Origin of the sequence: Thiocapsa rosea, from assembly GCF_003634315.1 — a bacterium.
Lineage (GTDB): Bacteria > Pseudomonadota > Gammaproteobacteria > Chromatiales > Chromatiaceae > Thiocapsa > Thiocapsa rosea.
Window position 1 is genome coordinate 3945590 of record NZ_RBXL01000001.1, and the last position, 24443, is coordinate 3970032.

The 24443-nt window shown below is 63.2% G+C and carries 14 protein-coding genes; 11 read left to right on the plus strand and 3 right to left on the minus strand.

The features are described from left to right. Positions 1-9: 9 nt before the first annotated feature. Positions 10-630, plus strand: coding sequence for a hypothetical protein (locus tag BDD21_RS17805; protein ID WP_120798293.1), 621 nt, complete (start codon positions 10-12; stop codon positions 628-630). A 546-nt stretch (positions 631-1176) separates the two neighbouring features. Here BDD21_RS17805 and BDD21_RS17810 read toward each other — a convergent pair. After that, complete coding sequence (locus BDD21_RS17810; RefSeq protein ID WP_170164802.1) at positions 1177-2679, minus strand: ISNCY family transposase; 1503 nt, start codon at positions 2677-2679, stop codon at positions 1177-1179. A 468-nt stretch (positions 2680-3147) separates the two neighbouring features. On the opposite strand from BDD21_RS17810, the gene BDD21_RS17820 reads away from it, so the two are divergent. The 3 genes from BDD21_RS17820 to BDD21_RS17830 all read left to right on the plus strand — a co-directional run bounded on the left by BDD21_RS17820 (position 3148) and on the right by BDD21_RS17830 (position 8476). Next, on the plus strand, positions 3148-3660 hold the full coding sequence (locus BDD21_RS17820) for a transcription termination/antitermination NusG family protein (protein WP_120798296.1): 513 nt from the start codon (positions 3148-3150) through the stop codon (positions 3658-3660). A gap of 65 nt (positions 3661-3725) precedes the next feature. Then, complete coding sequence (locus tag BDD21_RS17825; protein ID WP_147431130.1) at positions 3726-4346, plus strand: hypothetical protein; 621 nt, start codon at positions 3726-3728, stop codon at positions 4344-4346. A 35-nt stretch (positions 4347-4381) separates the two neighbouring features. Next, entirely contained in the window at positions 4382-8476 is a 4095-nt protein-coding gene (locus BDD21_RS17830; RefSeq protein WP_120798298.1) for a response regulator, read from the plus strand. Positions 8477-8641: 165 nt separating this feature from the next. Here BDD21_RS17830 and BDD21_RS17835 read toward each other — a convergent pair whose 3' ends face one another. Continuing rightward, positions 8642-9295, minus strand: a complete 654-nt coding sequence (locus tag BDD21_RS17835) for a peroxiredoxin (protein WP_120798299.1) — start codon at positions 9293-9295, stop codon at positions 8642-8644. A 437-nt stretch (positions 9296-9732) separates the two neighbouring features. Between BDD21_RS17835 and BDD21_RS17840 the strand changes: the two genes are divergently transcribed. The 4 genes from BDD21_RS17840 (at position 9733) to BDD21_RS17855 (ending at position 21146) form a co-directional block, all read left to right on the plus strand. Continuing rightward, complete coding sequence (locus tag BDD21_RS17840; protein WP_120798300.1) at positions 9733-11514, plus strand: AAA family ATPase; 1782 nt, start codon at positions 9733-9735, stop codon at positions 11512-11514. Positions 11515-11852: 338 nt separating this feature from the next. Next, entirely contained in the window at positions 11853-14276 is a 2424-nt protein-coding gene (locus BDD21_RS17845) for a hybrid sensor histidine kinase/response regulator (protein WP_147431131.1), read from the plus strand. After that, positions 14273-17770, plus strand: a complete 3498-nt coding sequence (locus BDD21_RS28735; protein WP_120798302.1) for a response regulator — start codon at positions 14273-14275, stop codon at positions 17768-17770. Before BDD21_RS17845 ends, BDD21_RS28735 begins: the two co-directional genes overlap by 4 nt. Positions 17771-18113: 343 nt before the next feature. Next, the gene (locus BDD21_RS17855) at positions 18114-21146 is read left to right on the plus strand and encodes a bifunctional diguanylate cyclase/phosphodiesterase (protein ID WP_170164803.1); all 3033 of its coding nucleotides are present in this window, start codon (positions 18114-18116) and stop codon (positions 21144-21146) included. 39 nt (positions 21147-21185) lie between these two features. Here BDD21_RS17855 and hisG read toward each other — a convergent pair whose 3' ends face one another. Continuing rightward, positions 21186-22058 (minus strand): ATP phosphoribosyltransferase, encoded by an 873-nt coding sequence (hisG, locus tag BDD21_RS17860; protein ID WP_120798304.1) that lies wholly within the window; start codon positions 22056-22058, stop codon positions 21186-21188. A gap of 219 nt (positions 22059-22277) precedes the next feature. Here hisG and BDD21_RS17865 point away from each other — a divergent pair, with 219 nt between their 5' ends. From BDD21_RS17865 to BDD21_RS17875, 3 genes are read left to right on the plus strand one after another with little or no spacing between them, the layout of a single operon-like run. Next, positions 22278-22931 carry a hypothetical protein gene (locus tag BDD21_RS17865; RefSeq protein WP_120798305.1) on the plus strand — a complete coding sequence of 218 codons (654 nt, stop codon included), beginning with the start codon at positions 22278-22280 and terminating at the stop codon, positions 22929-22931. Between the two features lie 57 nt (positions 22932-22988). Further along, positions 22989-23831 carry a hypothetical protein gene (locus BDD21_RS17870; RefSeq protein WP_120798306.1) on the plus strand — a complete coding sequence of 281 codons (843 nt, stop codon included), beginning with the start codon at positions 22989-22991 and terminating at the stop codon, positions 23829-23831. Then, the gene (locus tag BDD21_RS17875; protein ID WP_147431133.1) at positions 23810-24433 is read left to right on the plus strand and encodes a hypothetical protein; all 624 of its coding nucleotides are present in this window, start codon (positions 23810-23812) and stop codon (positions 24431-24433) included. Before BDD21_RS17870 ends, BDD21_RS17875 begins: the two co-directional genes overlap by 22 nt. Positions 24434-24443: the final 10 nt, after the last annotated feature.

Below are 24443 nucleotides of genomic sequence, written 5' to 3' on the forward strand. Positions count from 1 at the left end.
TAGCCGCCTATGCTCGATTTCCTTCTGAACCGCCTGCGACGCAGCGATCGGGAACGATATGCCGAGACAATCGGTAGTCAATCCGATTGCGCGTCCTTGTATGCGGGAATCATCGCCGCGTCGGCCGCTTATGTCCCCGTGTGCTCGGGGCGCGAGGTTCGGGTCCATCGCAATCTTGATTTCGGCGCCGCGCAGCGTGAGGTGATGTCATCTCTCGGACGCCCGGACCATGCCGTTTACGCCTTAAATCCATTGACCGAAGCAATCTTGGTCTACCGTTGTCGGTTGGAAGCCTGTCGGATTCGTGAAGAGCTCCATTTCTCACGGCACGGTCTCTTCTATGTCAACCGGACCTTGTCATCCATGTTGCCGAGGCAGGATGAGTTGATCCTACGGATACTGTCGGACAAGTACCTCGACGGGCAGCCGTTCGACGGCATCGACACGAAGATCGTCGATTCGCGTGGTCGTGAAATCGTGACGACCTCGGGTCCGCCGTTCGTCGTCGAATACCTTGCTGCCCTCGATCCGATCCTCTCCAGGCTCAGGGCGGATGCCGTGATCGACTCCTCGCAGCCACCGGGACTCGATCGGAATCAAAGGGCCAGTGCCATAAGCAGCTTGCTGTAGGTCGCGACGCGACGCGTCCTGTCGTCTCCGAACCCGTGAACGGCGATGTTGCTGCGCGAGGCTTGAGCTTGCTCCTCCGCTCTGCCAGGTCTCTGCTCCGAGCGGTGGACAAACGCAGTAGGTTAATGGACAAGCACCATAGGGTAATGGGACAAGCGCAGCGCAGTCCACCAGCGTCGGGCAGGGAGAGGTGGACTGCGCTGCGCTTGTCCACCCTTCGGATTTCGTTCGATTTTAGACGCGGCACTCGATCATTCCAAGCCGGCGCATGGCTTGCTGGCTGTCGCTCTCGCCCGTCCACCCCGACGGTTCGCAGCCCCGAGGCTGCGGAAGGTCATCATACTAATTTGTGCTCGACCGAAAACCCCGTTTTTTCCCGTCCCCGCACCCTGTCCTGAATGGCGGCCGGGAGCGAGTGTATTCAATCGAGCCTCATTCTATGGTCATTCGCGCAATCAAGCCGCTTAAATGAGAACGACTCGCATCACCGCCATACGGCAGGCGCACCACTCCCCTCGGAGGAGGCGCCCGGCCCGATCGACAGGGTCAAGCCGCGCGTCGTCGACGCTGTCGTTCTCGCTCGCGTCGTGCTTCCTCGGCCTCCCGCGCCAGCAGCAGCGCGCCGATGCGCTGGAGGTTGCGCGCCACCACCGCCAAGGCGACGTAACGCTTGAAGCCGTCGATCCCGTGATCGCGACAGCGGTCGAGCCCGTGGACCTCCAGCGCGTTGATGGCGGACTCCACGGCGGAGTGTTTGCGGCGCAGCTGGATGAAGCGCGGATCGCCTTCGCGTGCGCGCTCCGCGGCCGAGCACTTGCCCTTTTTCGGCAGCACCGGAAAGTCGATCACCTCGGCCAACCCGCGTTGGTTGGCGGGGCTGTGGAAGCCCTTGTCCATACTCGCGCTGGCGACCGTCGGGAAGCGCTCCAGGGTCTCCTCCACCAGGGGTACGGCGACCTGATCGTCGGTGATACGCACCATGACCCGATGGTGCAGGATGAAGCCGTGCTGATCTTCGACGATCGCCACGCGCAGACCCAGCTCCACCGGCACGCCGGCCTTGCCTTTGCTGATCCACTCGGTGTGGGGCTGGAAGATCGAGAAGACCTTCTCGGCATGCGGGATGGTCTGACCGCCCAGCACGCGGCGGCGAATCTGATCGATCTGCCGCTCGCCGTGGGCAATGAAGGCATCGAGCGGTTCGAGCAGGACGTTCGGCAGCGCCGCGATCAGGTGCAGGCGGAGACGCGTCTCGCGCGCCCGCAGCAGAAAGCCGCCGGCCAACTCCAGATAGGCGGCATGGGCCGCTTCGATCTCGACACGCCGTGCGGCTCGTTTGTCCGGATCCTGCGCGGTGGAGTGCTTGAGGGTTTGCGCCCGCCGATAGGCTTTCTTCAGGCAGCGCACGTTGTAGGCGCTTTGCCGCCAATCGCTCAGGCCGGCGTCCTCGCACAGCCCGGCGCTGGTTTCGATGGCCTTGCGCACGGCGTCGCAGAGCAGGTTGATGTCGGTCGGATAATGGACATGGGTCTCGACCACGAAGGAGTCACACCGCACCGCGAGGGGCTCGTCCGGACTGCTTTTGACCAGCGCATGGCCGGCATCCACGACCGCTTGGTTGATGCGCTCGAGCAGCTCGGGCGTGAACAGGCTCAGGTTGTCCTTGAGGGTCTGCAGGCTGTAGGTCGTGTCGTCGGCCCAGTCGGCATGGCCGAGCATCTTGCGCAGGGTGGTGTGCTGGTTGGCCAGCTCGAGAATCCGATCGTAGTCGGCATTGAGCCCCAAGCGCAGCACCCCGAGCACCAGGATCGCCCACTGCGACAGACCGGGTCGGCCGGTCTCGGGACGGGCCTTGCCGTCCTCGCCGCCGCCCGGCGGGCGCACCTCGGCAAGGATCGCGAACACGGGTTCGCGCAGCTGCGGGAGGGTGTAGATGTGCTGCAGTCCGCGCAGCAATTGCGGGATGTCGTCGCGCGAGCGCAGATCCAGCGCGATGGCGGCGATATCCTCCTCGCCGAGTTTCAATTGCGGATCGATGACGTTGCGCATAGCGGTTCGAATAGCGAAGTTGATGAAGGCTCATGGCGTGCCCCGGCGAAAGTAGGCCGAGATCGCTGTCAGGCCATCGTAAAATCAATAGTTTAGAGTTTTACCTGGCGCTCTCGATCGAAAATCGGCGAAATCTTCGATCATGGAGTCATATTATAACCGACTGTTTGAGAATAGGAAAGTTGGTTTCTGTTCAGGCACTAATTTACATTTCTTTACTGTAGGTTGGAAACCCGTTCGCTTAAGCTGCTCGACGACACTTCTTCATGGAGTCCGGGTCAAGATCATGCGGGTGCTTGCCTCACTTCTATCGACGTTGTTGGTCGTCTGGATTTTTCTTCTCCTGATCGTTTGTTTCTACTTCGCGTCGCATCGAATCGTCCCCGGTCTGTTGCGTTGGTCATACCGTAAACGACGCAGCCCGCTCAGGTCTTTGGATCTCGAGTTGAACGAGAGGGAGGCCGGTTGATGAAAGAGGAGCAACCCGTCGAGTCTGCGCGCTGGTATGTGGTGCAGTCCAAGCCCCGACAAGCGCAGCGGGCCGAGATCAATCTCATGCGTCAAGGCTATGTGGTCTATCACCCGAGGATTCTGCTCGAACGCGTTCGGCGCGGAAAACGTCAGGCTGTCGAAGACTCGCTCTTCACGAACTACCTGTTCATTCGTCTGCGCCGCTGGATCGACGATTGGTCTCCGCTGCGCTCGACCTTCGGGGTCTGCCGACTGGTGTCGTTCGGGAACGAGCCGCTCGCTGTTCCCGACACGCTGATGGAGGGTATCCGACAACGCCTCGCGTCGGCGCCGGTTCAGCCCCTATACCAGCCGGGGCAAGTCCTTCGCGTCAATGCAGGGGTCTTGAATGGGCTGGATGCGATCTTTGATGCCTACGACGGCGAGGATCGTGCGCGTTTGCTGATCCAGATGCTCGGCCGGCCGACAGAGGTCGTGCTCCCCTTGTCTTCCTTGGCTCGGTCCGCCTGAGTCATTGGGAAGACGCGTGAGGCATCCGTCAAGGTCCCTGTCGCCCCCTCAATATCGGTTGAACTATGTTTGAGTTCTTACCCATCGTTCGACGAAGTCGTGCTCGGATCCGCTATGAAGACCAGGTCAGAGAGCAATATGACTGTGTCTCCGCGTACTCGCAGTTGCTGGCATCGTCTTCCAGTTATTCTCCATTAATTTCGGGCCGTACCATCCTGATCCATCCCAAATTCGAGTTCGGCGAATCCCGGAAACGGGTCATCGACGTGCTCGGTCGTCCGGGACATTCGATCCATTCTCCCAATCCCGTGACGGCAGCGATCCTCGTCTACCGCTATCGGCTCGAGGATTACCGAATTCGCGACGAGATCCATTTTTCAGCGCATGGGCTCTTCTATGTGAGTCGGAACTTCTCCTCCGTCACAACGCATAGGCATGCGGATGTTCTTCGGGCCTACTCCGAAAAGTATCTCGGCGGCTCGCCATTCGACGGCGTCAAGCAAAAGATTGTTGATTCGGGCGGACGCGAGATCTTGCCAACCTTGGCGCCTGCGTTCATCGTGAACTATGTCGCGACTTCGCATCCGGCCTTTCGGCAGATTGCCGACTACGCACGAGGCGCATCCTCGAAATATGCGGATCCCGACGACCTACAGAGGGACTCCGCGTTGCACGATTGGCTGTAGGCGCGGTCTCGTTCTCGAAGCAAACCCGGAGTTGGATGGCTGAAACCGTGACCGATCTCGAACGGCCTAAGGACGATGGGATCAGTTCTGCGTCGAAAATGCAGCGTCTGATCGATGGTCTGCCCATCGCGGTCGCCATTTTGAAACTCGACGCCGAACGCAGGCTGGTCTTCCTCAACGAACAGTTCGTTCGCCAATTCGGCTATACCCTGGACGACCTCCCGACGACCGCGCACTGGGCGCTGCTCGCGTATCCGGACGAGGTCTATCGACACGAGGTCTTTTCCGTCTGGGATGCAGCCCTCGCGCGTGCGATCGCGACCGCGGGACAAATCGAGTCCATGGAATTCGTAGTCAGATGCAAGGATGGCCGCGCCCGCGACGTGCTGATCCAGGCCGTTGTCCTCGACGATGAGCTCCTGATCACGTTGGCCGACATCACGGAACGCAAGCAAGCCGAGGAGGATCTGTGCGCCGCGCGCGAGTCACTGGAGAAGACCGCCTACGACCTCACCGAGAATATTCCGGTCGGAACCTACACCATGGTCCAGCCTCCGGATGGCGGGCTGGCACATTTTTCGTTCATGAGTGCCCGTTTTCTCGAGCTGACGGGGCTCGAACGCGAGGAGGCTCGGCAAGACCCGCTCAAGGGCTTTGCCTGTGTGCACCCCGATGACTTCGACGCATGGGTTCAACTCAATGTCGACGCATTCGACAAGAAGCGACCCTTTTACGGGGAAACCCGTATCGTCGTCGATGGGAGGTTGCGTTGGATCAACGCTGAATCGATCCCGCGAACACGCAATGATGGCTCGACGGTTTGGGAAGGCGTTCTGACCGATATCACGGACCGCAAGCTCGCCGAACAGGGTTTGGCAGCGAAAGAGGCCGAGCTGCGCAGGGTCCTCGAGAACCTGCCGATTCCGGTCATCGTCGCGCGCTTTGCGGGCGATGCCTCCCTGACCATCGTCAACCGCGCCTTTACCGCCGTCTTCGGTTATCGGATCACCGAGATTCCCACGCTTCGAGCCTTGTCGGAGCTGACCAGTCCGGATCCGTCTTACCGCGCGGAGATCTTCGGCCGGCTGGAGCGAAATCTCGACACGGCGATCGCCGACGCGTCTTTCGTTAAGCCCATCGATTGGGAGATCACCTGTCGGGACGGCAGCCGACGCCGGGTCGAGATGAGCGCCCTCCCGCTCGACGACGTGGTCATCGGCACCTTCGTCGACATCACACAACGCCACCAATCGGAGCTGGCGCTGCTCCAGGCAAAACGCAAGGCAGAGCGACTCGAGCGGACCAAGAGCGCCTTTTTGGCCAACATGAGTCACGAGATCCGCACGCCGCTCAATGCGGTGCTCGGCTTGGCCCAATTGCTTGGCTACGAGTCGCTGACCGACCAGCAGCACGACTTCGTCGGACAGATCAACGAGGCAGGCACCTCGTTGCTGCGTGTCGTCAATGACATTCTGGATCTATCCAAGATCGAGGCCGGACAACTCGCCATCGAGCAGCATCCATTCGATTTGAGCAGGCTCCTGTCGAAGATCGACGCTCTCCATCATCCGATCGCCCGGCAAAAAGGGATTGACCTGCACATCCAGGTCTTGCCTTCGCTCGAGGGGACATTGATCGGCGACGCGCTGCGGATCGAGCAAATCCTAAGCAATTTGGTGGGAAATGCGGTTAAGTTCACCGAACAGGGCTCGGTGAGCATCCTGGTGCAGCATCGGACGCATGACGATGATCGGCTCATACTTCGCTTCGAGATCCGAGACACGGGGATCGGTATCGCCCCCGAGGCACTCCCTGGACTCTTCACGCCCTTTACGCAGGCGGATACGGGGATTACCCGCCGATTCGGCGGGACCGGTCTAGGTCTCGCCATCAGTCAATTGTTGGTCGATCTGATGGGCGGTACGATCGGCGCGGACAGCCGGATCCAGCACGGCAGTCATTTCTGGTTCGAGCTTCCGGTCGCCCGTGGTGCGGCTGAGCGCACCGAGGTTCGCGCGGCCGATGCCTCGGATCAACCGCGGATGCCGCGGCTGAGCGGTCGTCACTACCTCGTGGTCGACGACAGTGCGATGAATCGGTTGTTGATGGAACGGATGTTGCGGATCGAGGGCGCGAGTGCGACCCTTCTCGACGATGGCCGACAAGCGATCGAGTGGCTTGAGGACGGTTCGGGTGACATCGATGGAATCCTGATGGACGTTCAGATGCCGGTCATGGATGGACTGACGGCGACACGTCTGATCCGCGAGGATCTGCAGTTGCACGACCTCCCCATCATCGCCGTCACCGCGGGAGTCATGGCCGAGGAGCAAGCCGCCGCGCGGGCCGCCGGCGTCAACGCGGTCTTGCCCAAACCGATCGACCTCGAGCAGGTCACGCGCTGCCTTATGCGCTGGATCCCCGGCGACGCAGGATCCGAGGCGGACGACCGAATCGAAACCGGTGGCGAATCATCGATCGAGAATGCGCGAACAGCCAGCCGGCAGCGTAGCGTTCAGGATGATATCGGCGATTTTCCGATCATCGCCGGGATCGATACGCCCCGCGCCGTCTCGGGGACCAAGTCTGATCGGGGGTTATTCCTGAGCCTGTTGGAGATCTTCGCCGAGCAGAATAGCGACCTCAGCGCCTTGACCAAGCAGGATCTGGCTTACGGCGAGCGCGAAGGCGCCGCACGACGCATGCACACCCTACGCGCAAATGCGGGGCAATTGGGCGCAATGGACCTGATGCGCTCGGCCGCCGCGCTCGAGTCCGCCATCCGCAACGGCGAATCGGGACTCGATGCACGCCTGGATGTATTGGCGGTTCAAATCGCTGCACTGATCGAGGCGAGTGCCCCCTGGCGGTCCAACCCCGCCGAAGCCTTGCACACATCCAGGGTCTCGCCGGCGCTGATCGACGACGCGCTGAGTCGACTGAACCGCGCACTTCAGGATCAAGACCTGAGCGCGCTGCGCCTGTTCGAATCGCATCGGCAAGAACTGGCTGCCGCTTTGGGTGAAACGGTCATGCCCGTGCTGCGCCGTGCGATACGCGTCTGCCGTTTCGCAGAGGCTGTGTCGATCCTGGAGCCGTACTCGACGCGATCACGCCGAATGCAGGTCGCGGATCGGCCACCCGCGATGCAGCCCGAGCCGCGCATCCTCATCGTCGATGACGATCTTTCGGCGATTCCGGTCCTGCACAGTGCGTTGGACGGTCTAGGCGAATTGCGCTTCGCGACCGGTGGATACGATGCCCTGCAGCGCTTGGCTCAGAGTCGGGTTGACCTGGTCCTCTTGGACGCGAACATGCCGGATCTCGACGGTTTCGAGACCTGTCGTGCGATCCAGAGCCGATATCCGGAGACGGCGGTGATCTTTGTCACTGCGGAGAACGATGCGGCAAAGGAGGTCAAAGCTCTCGCGCTCGGTGCCCGTGATTTCATCAACAAACCGATCAATCCGCCCGTGGTGCGCGCTCGCATCGAGACACACCTGCGGCTCAAGGCGCAAAACGACCTGCTGCGCGATCTCGGACATCGCGACCCCCTGACCGGCTTGGCCAATCGGCGCGCGCTCGACGAGCAGCTCGCTCGAACATGGCAGGATGCATTCCAGCGCCAAGAGCTCGTCTCTCTGCTCATGATCGATATCGATCATTTCAAGGCATACAACAACCATTACGGGCATCTCAAGGGGGATGAGTGTTTGCGCGAGGTCGCCGCCATCTTGGTCAATACGGCAGCCCGCGCAGGCGATCTCTTCGCGCGTTTCGGCGGCGAAGAATTCGCGATCCTGCTGCCTGCTACAGCACCTGAGCAAGCAGCGGCCCTCGCCGAAAAGCTCTGCGCGGCGGTCCGCGCGAGGTGTATCCCTCATGAGCAATCAAACACCGCACCCTACTTGACCGTGAGTATCGGCGTCGCCAGTACCATTCCATCCATGCAGCACGAGACGGCGCTGAACGACGACGGCATCGCCGGCGCGCACCGGGATGTCGGCCTCAAGCTCGCAAGTCATCTCCTCGCTCGCGCCGATTCCGCGCTCTATGCCGCAAAGGCGGACGGCCGCAACCGCGTGTGCCTTGATGATAGTCCCGGCCAGTGGCTGACGAACAGTGCGTAGTCAGGGCTTCCAGCCCTGCTTCCGTCAGGCCGGGATGGCCTCACGACGCAGGCTGCCGACCATGTGGTCGGCGCTCTGAAGAAGGCCGCCCGAGCGTAAAAAAAGCCCCGACCTTTCGGTCGGGGCTTTTTGCGTCATTCAAGCCGGATGTACTGGCTCAGAGGCTCAGAGCGATTTCTTGCAGAAGTACCAGTCCACGCATTCGTACTCGCCGCTCGCCGCCCGTGCGTTCGCCTCCGCCACGCTGCCCGGCGGGGGCACGATGACCTGCTCGCCCGGCTGCCAGTTCTCGGGGGTGGCGACCTTATGGGCGTCGGAGGTCTGCATGGCCTTGACCAGCCGCAGGATTTCGTCGATCGAGCGGCCGTTGCTCATCGGATAGTAGAGCATGGCCCGCAGCACACCTTGCGGATCGATCACGAAGGTGGCGCGCACTGCCGAGGTATCGCTCGCGCCGGGCTGAATCATGCCGTAGGCCTTGGCGACCTGCATCGAGAGGTCGGCGATGATCGGGAAACCGATCTCCACGTCGAACTTCTCCTTGATGTTGCGCACCCAGGCGACATGGCTGTAGTGGCTGTCGATGGACAGACCGAGCAGATCGCAGTCGAGCGCCTGGAAATCGGCATGGCGGCGGGCGAAGCCCATGAACTCGGTGGTACACACCGGGGTGAAGTCGGCCGGGTGCGAGAAGAGGACCAGCCATTTGCCGCGATAGTCCTCCAGGGTCTTGCGTCCGTGGGTGGTCGGCGCATCGAAGCCCGGTGCCGGCTCGTTCAGACGCGGCATGGCGGGGGCGGTCACGGTCTCGTTGGTCATGGGTCTATCTCCAGGTGTTTCAGTGGTTGTTGCGTCGTCCCTCGTTCGAGGTTGACGCTAGATTAGCGATTGCTGATGAACGTATGAAGTCGTTTGATACGATGGCTATCATCGTCACGGACGATTGCGTTATATCAATCGATCCTTTTTGACGATTAATCGAGGTGCGAAGGAACGATCCTGAGGTCGGGGCCTGCGCAGTGTCGCGATGGATGCGTAGTGCAGAGTATCGGCGCTTTGCCGACTGCTTTACCCTGAGATTTCGCAACCGAAAGTGCACCTAAACCGCGTCCGGAGCGAGATGCGCACGCTGCAGTCGAGATCTCCAACCCGGCGGCCTGTTCGCTTCCGGACGGGGCGCAGAACGGCCGACCTCGGAGAGCCGGCACTTCCGGTATGATCGGCGTCTGACCAGCTCTGATGCGAGGGATCCCGTCATGCGATTTCCTTACGGCTTAAGCGATTTCAGCAAGCTCATCCAGGATGGATATTTCTACCAGGACCGCACCGACCGGATTCCCCTCCTCGAAGCCGCGGGGGACCAACTGATCTTCATCCGCCCCCGCCGCTTCGGCAAAAGCCTGCTGCTGTCGATGCTGGAGCACTACTACGATGTGAACCGGGCGGCGCAATTCGAGGCGCTGTTTGGGCATTTGGCCATCGGCCGGAATCCCACGCCGCGGCATAACCAGTATTTCGTGATGAAATGGGATTTCTCGCTCGTCAAAGCGCAGGGAGAAGTCAAGGACATCGAAGCGGCGTTGCACCAGCATCTCAATGATCGCATGGCTCAGTTTGCCGCCAATTACGCAAGTCATCTCACCCAGCCCGTGACGCTGCGCCCTGATAACGCCATTTCGTCGCTGGAATCGCTACTGAGCGCGACGCGTGCTGCGGGCCGAAAACTCTATCTGCTGATTGACGAATACGACAATTTCGCCAATGACGTGCTGATGGCCGGGCAGAAACAAGAATTTTACGAAGCCCTCTTATATGGCGAGGGATTGCTGAAAACCGTGTTCAAAGCGGTGAAAGCGGCGGCGGGTGGTTTAGGGCTTGATCGGGTGTTCATCACCGGCGTGTCGCCGGTCGTCCTCAGCGACATGACCAGCGGATACAACGTCGGCGAGAATATCTACCTGGACGCGACCTTCAACGATCTGTGTGGTTTTACCGAGGCGGAGATCGCCGCCGTGCTGGCGCGCATGGCCGAGGAGGGCAGTTCTTGGTCGGCGGCGGAGGCCCTGGAGACCATGCGCACCTTCTATAACGGTTACTGCTTCAGCGAAACCGGCGGCGAGCGGCTCTACAACTCGACCCTGAGCCTTTATTTTCTCAAAGCCTTGCAGACTAAGGGCTGCTATCCACAGGAGATGCTGGACGAAAATCTGGCGATGGATCGCGGCAAGCTGGCCTATATCGCCCAGCTTCCTCATGGAGAAGCGGTGTTGATTCAGGCGCTCAATGGTGCGGAAGGGGTGATCATTCCGCGCCTAGCCCGACGCTTCGGCGTCGCGGACGTCTTGACCGCGGTCAAAGATCAGCCGTTCATGGCCTCGCTGCTGTACTACTTCGGGGTCTTGACCTTTGCCGGGCGCGGCGTGCTGGGCAAGGCGATCCTGAACATCCCCAACTTGGTGGCCCGCTCGCTCTATGTCGAACGGTTGCGGGAGCTCTGGCTGCCGACCTACGAAGATCGTCAGACCATCCCGCGCCTGGCGGAAACCGTGTATCTCAAGGGCGATTTGGCCCCGCTGGTCGCCTTCATCGAACAACGCTATCTGCCGGTGCTGTCGAATCGTGATTACCGCTGGACGAACGAGCTGCTGGTGAAGATCGCCTTTCTCACGCTGCTGTTCGATGACCGGCTGTACATGATGGTCTCGGAAACCGAGGTGGACCACGGCTATAGCGATCTGAGCCTGATTGTCCGATCCGATATGCGGCGGTTTCAGGCTCTGGATCTGCTGCTGGAATTCAAATACCTGGGCCTGAAAGACCTGGGCCTGAGCGGGGAGCAGGTGCGCGAATCCACCGCTGCGCAATTGGCGGCGCTGCCATTGATCCGGGCGAAGCTGGCGGAGGCGGCAGATCAGGCGCAACGCTATGGTGCCGCATTACGGACCCGCTACGGCCTGACCGATCTGCGACTGTTTGCGGTGGTCGGCGTCGGGCTGGAGCGGGTGGTTTGGCAGGCGATCCAGCCGGTCGAACCCTAGCGACGGTCATGTCCGAGGTCAGGCCCGCTACGGGCTGGACACGTCCTCATTCGGATGATTCAGGCGGATGCGAGATCTTGCCGACCCCGGCACCTGCGTTCACCGTGAACGATGTCGCGACTTCGCATCCCGCCTTTCGGCAAAGTGCCGACCACGTAGCAAACGCTCGTTCGAGAGATGCGGATCTCGACGGAGTTTTTTGCCCGGTAGGGCTTGGCCGGGAGGTCGGGCCGGTCTAAGGTGTCGTCAGATGCAGGCTGCGCTCGGCCGCGCAGGGCGCCCTCGGGCCTGCTCCCGGGGCGGGGAACGCTCCACGCTCGGCCTTGACGGACCTCGCCGTGAGCCTCAAACGACAGATCGTGACTTTCCTCGGGTTCCTGTCGGCCCTGCTGTTCGGGGCGACTCTGCTGTCTTTCGCGCTCGGCGCCGGTCGGGTCGAGGACCATCATCGGCATCTCGCACACGAGATGGGCGTGACCTTCTTCAAGCAGTTGGTGCTGACGCGCCGTTGGAATGCGCTGCACAACGGCGTGTATGTTCCCGTGACCGATCTGATCGCCCCCAACCCGTACCTGGAGGACCCGGCGCGTGATGTCGTGACCCGTGACGGGGTGGAGCTGACCAAGGTCAATCCGGCGTACATGACGCGGCTGCTCTCCGATATGGCGGCCGACCAGGAGGGTGTTCGCTTCAAGATCACCAGCCTCGAGCCACTGAACCCGCTGAATGCCGCGGATGAGTGGGAGCGCGAGGCCCTCTCGGCCTTCCAGGCGGGTGCGCGCGAGTACGCCGGCCTGGTGGAGGAGGGCGGACAGGAGAGCTTTCGATTCATGGGTGCCCTGATCACTGAAAAGCACTGCCTCTCCTGTCATGAGAGAGACGGTTACACGATCGGGAGCGTGCGCGGCGGGATCCGTGTGTCGCTGCCCTACGAGCCCTTTCGATCAGCCATCGGCGCCGGCGTCATGCAGCTGCGCATCGGTCATCTCGGCTTTCTTGTGACGGTTTTGGTGCTGATCTGGAGTGCGGGCTGGCTGTTGTGGCGACAGGCTGTGAAGGTTGAAGGATTGAACGCGGACACCCGTCGCTTGAATCGCGCGCTCCACGCGAAGACAGAGACCATGACCCGTCAAAACGCTGCGTTGGATGAAGCCCTGTCCGAGGCCGAGCATGCCGGTCGTGCCAAGAGCGAGTTTCTGGCCAACATGAGCCACGAGCTTCGCACCCCGATGAACGCGGTGATCGGCCTGAGCGATCTCCTGCTGAGCACGCCGTTGAGCGATGAGCAGCGCGACTCCCTCGGCAAGATCCGCAATGCCTCGCGCATGCTCTCCGGAATGATCGCCGACATCCTGGATTATTCTGAGATCGAGGCCGGACGGCTCGTGCTGAATCCGCGACCCTTTCGTCCGGCTGAGCTCGCCTCGCAGGTACAGACCTTGTTCGGGGCCGCGATCGCGGCGAAGGGCCTTGAGCTGCGCGTTCATGTCGATCCCGAGATCCCTCCCGTGCTGCTCGGCGATGTGTCGCGTCTCGGGCAGATCCTCTCCAATTTGATCGGCAACGCGGTCAAGTTCACCCGGCACGGTACCGTTGCACTGAGTATTCTGCATCTCGGGCGCGACGCCGATCATGTCCGTCTGCGTTTCGAGGTGCGAGACACCGGGGTCGGCATGAGCGAGGAGACGCTCGGCCGGCTCTTCGAGCCCTTCTTCCAGGCCGACACCTCGAGCACTCGGCCCTATGGCGGTCGGGGGCTCGGGCTGGTGATCAGTCGTCTGTTGGTCGAGCGCATGAAGGGAACGCTCGGAGCCGAATCCAGGCCGGGCGAGGGCAGTCTCTTTGCGGTCGAGCTGGCCTTGCCCCTGGCCGATCCGGCGGATGTCGAGGCGCATGATCCGACGCCTCTCGGCGATCCGGGTGCCGGGGCCGGCCCCGAGGCGCTTTCCCCGCCGTTTGACCGACGTGTCGGGCCGCGGAGGCCACCCGCCCCCGATTTTTCCGGTGCCTCGATCCTCCTGGTGGAGGACAATCCCCTGAATCAAGAGGTGGCCAAGCGCATCCTGGAGAAGACCGGCGCGCAGGTCACCTTGGCCGGCCATGGTGCGGAGGCGGTGGATCTGGTGCAGGCGCGGCGCTTCGATTTGGTGCTGATGGATCTGCAGATGCCGGTCATGGATGGTTTCGAGGCGACGCGACGTATCCGCGCGTCCTTCCCGGAGCTACCCGTGATCGCACTGTCGGCCGCGGTGATGGAGGCCGACCGGGCGCGTGCGCGGGTGGCGGGTGTCCAAGATCATTTGGCAAAGCCGATCGACAGCCGCCTGTTGTTCGAGACCTTGGCGCGCTGGTTGGCGCGAGCAACCCGGAAGGCTGCGGGCGACGCGACGCCTGGGCCGCCGGTGGCGGCTCAATCGACGGCCGTGGTCGCGGGCGAGCCCGAGCACGAGCCCAAGCCCAGGCCCGAGCCGGATGGGGGAGCGACCAACCTGGACGACGCGGGCGCGGCCCTGCTCGTCGCGCGGCTGCGCGAGATTTGGACGCTCCTGGACGCCGGCAATATGCGTGCACTCGAGGGCTTTGCACAGGTCCGCGAGCAGATCGCGCGGATGCCGGGCAGCGAGTCGCGCGCCTTGGACGATGCGCTCGAGCGTCTCGACTTCGTCGAGGCAAGGGCGTCGGTATCCGCCCTGATCACGCGTTTGACGACGGCGGACGGTCGGAAACGTCCGCTTGAAGACCATCGGATGATCGACCCATGACCAGCGACAATGCTTTGCGGCCCGAATCCGATCCGGCGACCGAGACGGCTTCGGCCACAGGTGCCGGTCGCCCGAAACCGGCTGGCCCGGTCGGCGATCCGGCCCGGGAGGCTTATGAGCCGGCGTCGTCGCCGGAGGGACAAGCCCGCGCGGCGCTTGCGCAGGGGGATCTCGCCTGGGCGACGCGCGATCTGGATCAGGCCGCCATCGAGCCGCTGAAGCTGATCGAAAATCTGCGCATCTATCAGGCCGAGCTAGAGATCCAGAACGAGGAGCTGCGGGCCGCTCAGCTCGACACGGAGCGCGCCGTACAGCGCTATTTGCGCCTCTTCTCCGACATGCCGATCGCCGGTCTGGTCATCGACCGCATCGGCCGGATCCTCGAAGTGAACCGTGTCGCCGGCGATCTATTCGGTCTGAGTACACGGCATCTGCGTCACCACTTTCTGACCCGACTCACGAACCGCAGCGGCGAGGCGACGCTCTATGAGGCGTTGCGCCAGGCCTGCGCGAGCGGCCGGTCGAGCGTCGCCGAGCTGACGTTCTCGAACGGCGACGAGATCGGCTTTGTCGGCGAGCTCGAGCTGGCGGCGCTGCCTGCTGAGACGGACGACACGCGCGAGTGTCGGCTTCTCGCCATGGTCATCGATCTGACCGCGCGCAAAGAGACCGAGCGCGCCCTATTGGATCTGAATCGGCGTCTGACCGAGACCTCGGCCCGGGCGGAGGTTCTGGCCGCGCGGGCCGAGGACGCGAGTCGCGCGAAAAGCGCCTTTCTGTCCAACATGAGTCACGAGATCCGCACGCCCATGAACGGCGTTTTCGGGATGGTCGAGCTGTTGCTGGACACCGCGCTGACCGAGCAGCAGCGCGAGTATGCCGAAAGTGCCCGCATCAGCGCCGAATCCCTGCTGGGTCTGATCAACGACATCCTGGATCTCTCCAAGATCGAGGCGGGCAAGGTGGCCCTGGATACATCGGACTTCGATCTGCGCGCCCAGCTCAAGGAGATCGCGACGATCATCGCTCACCGCGCCCGTGCCAAGGGACTGCGGCTGATCTGCGAAGTGCCCGCGGAGGTTCCGGAGCTGCTGCGCGGAGACGCCGGACGCTTGCGCCAGATCCTGGTCAACCTGGTGGGCAACGCGATCAAGTTTACTCCGAGCGGAGAGGTCGGGATCCGGGTCGCGATGATGTCGCCGGGTGACGGCCAAGGCCAAGGCGAGGGCGAGGGCGAGGGCGAGACGATGTTGCCCTCGGAGGAGATCCGGCTCGAGTTCGTGGTACGCGACACCGGCATCGGGATCCCGGCAGACAAGCTCGGGACGCTGTTCGACAGCTTCAGTCAAGTGGAGTCCGGGATCACCCGTCGCTACGACGGCACGGGGCTGGGCCTGGCGATCTCCAAGCAGCTCGTCGAGCTTCTGGGCGGGGAGATCGGTGTCGAGAGCCGGGAAGGGCAGGGCTCGACCTTCCGCTTCAGTGTCCGTCTGCGCCGCACACCCGGGGCTGCGGCGCTGACCCGACCGGTGGATCCCTGCGATACGGAGCTGCTGCGGCGCGGCACGGGTTCCGAGGTGCCGTCGGCGCGCGCAGGCGCTGCCGGCTCGGCCATTCCGAGGCCGGCGCCGCGTTTCGACGGCGCTTCGATCCTGGTCGCGGAGGACAAGCCCCTGAACCAGATGATTGCGCAACGCCTGCTCGAGAAGACCGGGGCACGCATCACCTTGGTCGACGACGGGGCCGAGGCCGTGGCCATTGTTGCGAGGCAGCGCTTCGACCTGGTGTTGATGGATCTGCAGATGCCGGTGATGGACGGCTTCGAGGCCACGCGTTTGATTCGTTGCCGGGCTCCGGATCTGCCCGTGATCGCGCTTTCGGCCGCCGTAATGGAGGATGACCGGGAGCGGGCGCGTGCAGCCGGTGTCGATGCCCATCTGGCCAAGCCGATCGACAGCCAGGCGCTCTACCAAACCCTGTCCGTCTGGTTGGGATCGGGTATCGACGAGACCCGAGCACACGCCTTGCCCGAGGTCTCGGACCGGGATCGACCCGGCCCTATCCCCGGCCCTCTCCCCGATCCGGACGAGCCTGTCCCGAGTCTTCCGACGACCCTCGAGGGGTTCGATCTGAAGCGGGGTCTGCAATACGCCGGCGACGATGCGGCCTTCTATCACACCCTCTTGCGGGGCTTCCGGACCGAGCTGGCCAAAGAACTTGCGGATCTCGTCGAGCGGCTCGGGACCGGCAACGACGCGGCGACCTCGGCTCGGATGGTACACACCCTCAAGGGGCTCGCTGCAACCGTCGGTGCCGTGCGTCTGAGCGCAATCGCGACGCGCATCGACACTGCTCTGAGGGACCGGGCTTGCGTCACGGCAGAGATGCTCGGGGAACTCGACGAGGCCTTGCGACAGGCCCGGACGCAACTGGATGGTTTGCAGCCGCCATCGAAGGCACCCCCCGGAGACGAGACCCGAGATCGCCGACGCGCCACCGATGTCGTTGCCGACGAGGCGAGCCCGGTTGGAAGCCCGGTTGCGAGCCCCGTTGCGAGGAGCACCGTGCCGTTTTGGCCTCATGCGCGGCGCCCGAATCTGTTGGTCGTGGACGACCAACCGATCCACATCCAGACGATGTTTCGGGTCTTCCAGGACGATTGCGAGGTCTTCATGGCGACCGACGGCGAGCAGGCGCTCGTACACTGTCGGCGCACACCCCCCGACCTGATCCTGCTCGACGTCATCATGCCCGGGATGGACGGCTTGGCGGTCTGTCGCACGCTCAAGCAAGAGCGCGCGACGGCGGATATACCGGTGCTGTTCGTGACGGCGCAGACGGATGCGCTTGATCAGGCCCTGGCGCTGGAGGCCGGCGGTGTGGATTTCATCAGCAAGCCGGTCAATCCGGCCGTGGTCCGGGCTCGGGTTCGAACCCATCTGACCCTGAAGGCACAGGCCGATTTGTTGCGCGACATGGCCTATCTGGACGGGCTGACCGGCATCGCCAACCGTCGCGCCTTCGATGAACGCCTGCGTACGGAGTTGCGTCGCGCGCAACGCGCCGGCACCTCGTTGGCGGCCTTGATTTTGGATGTCGATCACTTCAAACGCTACAACGATCGGCATGGCCATCAAGAGGGCGATGCCTGTTTGCGGGCGATTGCAGAGGCACTGATCGGGGTCCCCTGTCGCGGACACGATCTGACCGCACGCTACGGCGGAGAGGAGTTTGTTTGCCTGCTGCCCGGTTGCGACATGACGGCGGCCGTTCGGCGGGCTGAATGTCTGCGCGTCGCCGTCGAAGATCTGGGCATCCCGCACCTGGATTCTCCGGTGAGCGATCGGGTCACGGTCAGTATCGGGGCGGCGGTGCTCGTACCCGATGATCGGACGCCTCCCGAGCGACTGCTCGAGATGGCCGACGAGCAGCTCTACCGTGCGAAGGATGCCGGTCGGAACCGTGTCGAACCGGGCGGTGAAGAAGAATCCTAAACCGCGCCCGGTGCGATCTGCGTCATTTGGCGGAGTGGCCTGGCCGCCCCAGCCCCGACAACTGTTGTCGAAGCCGGCGCGGTTTAGAATCAACGCGAGGGCGTCGCGGAGATGTCTGCGCACCGGAACGTCCTCGGAGTCTCCGCCGACCCGGGAGCACACCGTTCCTTCCAGGGTGGCCCCGGCTCGGTCATCGCACTCGGAAGCCGAGATGAGGACTTGCGCCGGTTCGGGTCATCGGCGAGCATAGCCAAGGAATCAACTCGGGGTTTCGGTCCGGGTTTCGAGCCCGATGTGTTCGAGCCGGCGTTGCACCGAGTCCACGTTTCGGGAGATGCGTGATATGGTCAGACCGGGAGGTAGATCATCGAGCAAGCGCGTTTCAGACGGACGCAGCCGCTCGGCGTCGGAGGACATCGGGGAACCCGAGTTCTTCCGGCGCATGATCGCGGCGAGCGCCGACCGCTTCGCCTATCTCGACCGCGATCTCAGGTATCGCGCCGCCAACGCGTCTTATCTAAGCTCATGGGGCTTGACCTCCGAGCAGGTCATAGGCCGTCGCGTGGACGAGATCATGGATCGGGATTTCTACGCGCAGGTGGTCGGACCGCGCCTAGCGGCCTGTCTCGGCGGCGAAATGGTCGTGTACGAGGCCCAGCTCCCGCGGCGCGGTGTGCGAACCGGTTGGGGAGAGGTGAGCTATATCCCGTGGCTCGACGCGGCCGGTAGCGTCGAAGGCATCGTGGTGTGCGTGCACGACATCACGGCGCGCAAACACAGTCATGCCACGATCGAGCGGCTGACGCGGCTCTATCGCATCCTCACCGAATGTAGCCAGGCCATCGTCCATTCCCAGGAACCGAGCACCTTGCTCCCGATCGTCTGTCGCGAGCTCGTGACGCAAGGCGGTCTGGATATGGCCTGGATCGGCCGAACGGACGCCGACGCGGGCGAGGCTCGAATCGAGTGTCTGGCGATGGACGGCGAGGGTGGAGCCGAGCTGCTCGGGGCGCTGTCCTCGTCGATGGACCCGGACGGTCTGGACGATGAACCCTTCGCGCGCGTGATGCGCAGCGCGCAGGGCTATTGGAGCCTCGACCTCCAAGCCGATCCGCTCACCCGGCCATGGCATGCGTCGGCGCGGCGCTTCGGGTGGCAAGCCTCGGCATCGCTTCCGCTGACGATGCGCGGGAAGGTGTTCGCGGTCTTGAGCGTCTATGCGTGCGATCGTGAGGTCTTGGACGAGGACGCGCGTGATTTGCTGGCCGAGCTGGCCCGAGACATCTCCTACGCGCTTGAGCATTACGCCGCGATCGCCGAGCTGGCCGATGCGGAAGAGCGCTGGAAGTTCGCGCTGGAGGGAAGCGATGCCGGAGTCTGGGACTGGGATCTGCGCACCGGCAAGGTCTTCTACTCCGCCGGTTGGAAGCGTCTCCTGGGTCTTGGCGAGGAGGACATCTGCGAAGGGCTCGACGCTTGGAAGGACCGGGTCCATCCGGACGATCTCAAGGCGCTGACCGATGCGATCGACCATCACCTTCGCGGCCGCGCCGCTGCCCTTCACCACGAGCACAGACTCCGACGCCGAGACGGCCTTTACCTCTGGAGTCTGGGGCGCGGCAAGGTCGTGGAGCGAGCCGCAGACGGGACTCCCCTGCGGATGATCGGCACGACCACCGACATCTCCGCCCGGCGCGCGGCCAATGATTCGCTCAGTCGGCTCGGGGAGATCGTCGAGAAGGCGCAGACCGAGGTCTATGTTTTCGATCCGAAGGGCTTCTGCTTCGAGCAGGTCAATCAGGGCGCCCGCGCCAATCTGGGTTACGGCATGGAAGAGCTCATGCGGATGACCCCATTGGATCTCATGCCCGATTACGATCCGCCGACCTTTTCGCGTTTGCTCGCACCGCTGCGCGATGGGAGCAGGAGCCAGGTCGTGTTGGAGACCCGGCATCGGCGCAAGGACGGCAGCTGTTATCCCGCCGAGATTCGCTTGCAGCTCCTGGGCTCTGAGCCCCGCTTTGTCGCTCTCGTCACGGATACGACCGAGCGTGTGCGTGCCGAAGAGGCGATCAAGCATCTCGCGTTTTTCGATCCGCTCACGGGCCTGCCCAACCGTCGGCTGCTGATGGATCGACTCGAGCGCGCGATCGCCGCGAGCCGACGCAGCCATCATATGGGTGCACTGATCTTTATTGATCTGGACGATTTCAAGACGCTCAACGACACCCTGGGGCATGATCAGGGTGACCGGTTGCTGCGTCAGGTCGCCAAGCGTTTAGCCTCGTGTATCCGCGAGTCCGACACCCTCGCCCGGCTCGGCGGCGACGAATTCGTCGTGATGCTGGAGTGTTTGAGCGCTCAAGCGCAGACGGCTGCATCACAGGCGGAGGTGCTCGCCAATAAGCTGCTCGCAGCACTGCGTGTGCCCTGCGAGCTTGAGAATCGCGAGTATCGGTGCTCGGCCAGCATGGGTGTCGCCGTCTTCGGCCGGCAGGCCAAGAGCGTCGAGGAACTGATGAAGCAGGCCGATATGGCCATGTATCGGGCGAAGGCGGCAGGACGGGACACACTGCGTTTCTTCGACCCTCAGATGCAGGTGGAGGTATCCTCACGCGCAGCGCTCGCCACCAGTCTACGCCAAGGCTTGGAGCACGGTGAGTTTCTCCTCCACTATCAAAGCCAGGTCGACGGGGCGGGGCAGGTGACCGGCGCGGAGGGATTGCTGCGCTGGCAACATCCGCAGCGTGGTCTGCTCCAGCCGGCTGATTTCATCCGCTTAGCCGAGGAGACCGCGACGATTTTGCCCTTGGGCAGGTGGGTTCTGGAAATGGCCTGCACCGAACTGGCGGCTTGGTCCGAGCGGCCCGAAACGGCTGAGCTGACGCTCGCGATCAATATCAGTGCACTGCAGTTCCATCATCCGGATTTCGTCGAGCAGGTTCTTGCCGCGGTCGAACGGCACGGATGCAATCCAAAGCGACTGAAACTCGAGATCACCGAGAATCTCTTGCTGGAGGACCGCGACGCGATGATCGCGAAGATGTCGATGCTCAAGGAGCGGGGCATCAGCTTCGCGCTGGATGATTTCGGAACCGGCTATTCCTCGCTGACCGATCTCGGACGGCTGCCGTTGAAAGAGCTTAAAATCGATCTGTCCTTTGTGCGGGATCTCGTGACCAACGCCAACGATGCGGCGATTGCGCGCACCATTATCGGCTTGGGCGATACCTTCGCACTCGACGTTATCGCCGAGGGGGTCGAAACCGAGGCCCAACGCGACTGGCTGGCCGAACATGGTTGCCGTGCCTTTCAGGGCTATCTGTTCGGCCGGCCGGGACCGGCGGCGACTTCGGCAACGCGGCTCGATGCGTGAGCCGCAAACCGGCAGGTTCAGCACTGCCAGGCCAGCACCTCAGACCATCTTGTTCAGCCTGTATTCGAGGATCCCCTGAGCACCGGCCGCGCTGAGCTTCGGGACGAGGTCACGCACCGAGGCGGCATCGACGATGGTCTCGAGTGCGAGCCATTGACGGTCGTAAAGGTGGCTGACCGTCGGGGCGTGCAGACTCGGCAGCAGCCCGACCACGGCGTCCAGGCACTCGGCCGGTACGTTGCACTTGAGTGCAACCTTGTGGCGCGCACGCAGGGCCGCTTGGAGCATCAGCGCGATCTGCTCGATCTTGGCTCGCCGCGCGGGATCCTGCATGGCTTGGGGGTTGGCGATGAGGCGCGTCTCGGTGATCAGCAGGTCCTCCACGATGCGCAGTCCGTGGGCGCGAATGGTGCTGCCGGTCTCGGTGATCTCCACCACGGCGTCCACCAGCCCCTCGACCACCTTGGCCTCGGTGGCGCCCCAGGAGAACTCGACGACGGCCTCGATCCCGCGCTCGGCGAGATAGCGCTTGGTAAAGCCGACGAGCTCGGTGGCGATCTTCTTCCCGGCCAGATCCTCGACCCGCTGGATCGGCGAGTCCTGAGGCACCACCAGCACCCAACGACTCGGGCGATTGGATGCCTTGGAATAGGTGAGGGTGCAGATCGGCTCGACCTCGGCCTGCGATTCCAGGATCCAATCCAGCCCGGTCAGCCCGAGATCAAGCGCCCCGCGCTCGACATAGGGGGCCATCTCCTGGGCGCGGATCAGTGCACAGCGGATGTCCGGATCGTCGATATCGGGGTAGTAGTTGCGTGCGTGCGCCGTGATGTTCCAGCCGGCTTGGGCGAACAGCTCGATGGTGGCTTCTTCCAGGCTTCCCTTCGGGATGCCGAGCTTCAATAGGGGCATGCGGACTCCGGTCGATGGATTCAATGCGGACCGGCTATTATGCGCCGAATCCAAGATCCGGAGTGCTTGCGTATTCCGCCTCGACGGCCTATTTCTTTGTGTAAGAGCGGCGACGTCCTGCATCCGAGCCGCGGTCGGGACCTCGCTCTTTGGAAGGCAGCGCGATACGGTATCGCGCGGCCTCGGCCTTCGTGCTGATCGGGAGGCAGGTGTTCAGTGGTGAATCAACGATTCGATCTCCTCGTCATCGTGGCAGCGATTTTCCTCGCGATCTTCGTCGCGACCTCGGTGATCCTCCTGGTCTTGGGCGTTCCGATCCGTGATGCAGGACCGGTTGCCGATTCCGCGCCCCCGACGACACGTCCGCCGGATCGTCCGCGAACCTTTAGCGTACCGGATGCGCCGACCCCGCCGCCGATGTGGCGGGACGAGCGGGCGTTTCGGTATGGGTCGCTGCCCGATGGGGGATCGGTGATCGACGGCTATCGCTTCCGCCCGCTCGACGACGAGCGCGAGACAAGTCGCTTCGGCGGCTGGGCCGCAATCCCCGATGAGCGATCCGTGGATGGGTCCGGCGAACGGAATCGCGGTCTCGGCGACCCGGTCTTTCGTCGCGACGAGCGACTCCCGGAGGGATTCACCTCCGAGTGGGGGGAAACACCCTATCGATTCCGTCCGACCGAGCCGTCGAGGAGTCCGCCCGATCCGTGGCGCCCGCCGCGAGACCCGCGGGGACCACGCGGTTTCACCGATCCCAGGCTCTTCGAGCCGCCGCCGCAATGGGGGGCGACGCCGCCGATGCTGCCGCCGCCCTTGCCCGACCTCTATCCTTCACTTGGTCCGCCAAACGATCATCGACTCACGGTACGATAGCCGGGCCATCCGTCACGCCTGTCCTGCCGATCGACCTATCGGAGTCGACCCGATCCCATGCCGAAGGCCGAAGCCTTGACCGCTGCGAGTAAACCCGAGCACGCGCTGCCCGTGGCGGGTCGCTGTGTTCTGTCCGAACGACGCGCACTGCAGCTCGGACTTGCGCTCGTCATGCTGGCGTATGTGCCGATCGCGCTGGTCGGTCTGCCGCTCTTCGGCGACGGTGCCTATTACTTCTTTAAGCTGGCGTTGGACGGCGTTCCGGTCTTTCCGAATCTTCGGCTCGGCTCGGTTCTCGCGCAGCTCCCGACCTTGGCTGCGACCCGACTGACCGACGATGTCGTGCTCCTGCGCCACCTCTTTTCCTTCACCTATGTCGCTCTACCCGTGGTGTCTTTGCTGGTGTGCTGGTCGATCGTACGCGAGCGCCGCCCTGAGTTGATTCTGCTGCCGCTGCTCTTTCTGGTCGCCAACCAGATCAATTTCTCTGCGGTCTCGGAACTGCTCTTCAGCCTTTACCTCGTCTGGCCGTTCGTGCTCCTCGCGGCACTCGCGCCAAATCGCCGCTTGACCTTGATCTATGGTGCTGTCCTGGCCCCTTTGCTGCTTCTGCTGCATCCTCTGGGCTTTGCGTTGGCGGGATTTTTGAGTCTCGTTGCACTCTTGAACGCCCGTTTCGATCGCGCGACCGATCGCACCTGGACCCGCGCTTGGAGCGGCCTTGCCGCGGCCTTTGCGGTCTCGGCCGTCTTGCGCGTGATTTCGACACTGGTCGGCGCCACCGGCTACGAGCGCTCGCTGACGGAGCCGGATGCAGCCGTTCGTTACCTGCTCCCCGAGACCCTGTCGCAGGGTCTGTTGTTGCCTGGGTGGCGGTCTTGGGGGTCTTGGCGGCGCTGAGTCTCGTTTCAGGGTGGCGGCGAGGTCGCCGGGTTGTCGAGAGCCGACTGCTGTGGCCGGCCTTTCTGCTGCTGCCCCTCCTGGGGGCCCTCGTCGCCGTTGACCTTCTGTTCGGAGAGGGAATCAAGCTCAAGGCAGGGCTGATCCTGCCGGTCGCGTTGCTCTTGATGGCGCTTGCGGTCGGGATCGCCGGGCGGCCGTTGGCTCTTGCGGAACGTCCCGGCATCCGTCGCCTCGGGCGGTTGGTGGTCGTCGCTGCACTGAGCCTTGCCTTGATCGGGACCGCAAAATCCGCCGCCTGGTGGACGGCGACACACGGGCTGATGAATGCCACGGCCAGCGCCGAGACCACCTGTCTGGCGTTCGGGCCCGAGGAGCCTTACGCGCTGCAGTGGCCGTGGATGGCGATCATCGACGATTGGGCGACGCCGATGAATGCCTTGGTTTTCCGGCCTCCTTGGGCGATCCCGCTTCTGTTGCCGGGCGACGGGTGCCGTCGGCTCGAGCAGACCGGTCAGGCGCATCTGGCGTCATGGATCCAGAGGCCGGCCGCGCAGCTCCAAGCCAAGTTCGGGCCTTTGCGCAGTGTCGGAGCTCCCTGATCATGCGACG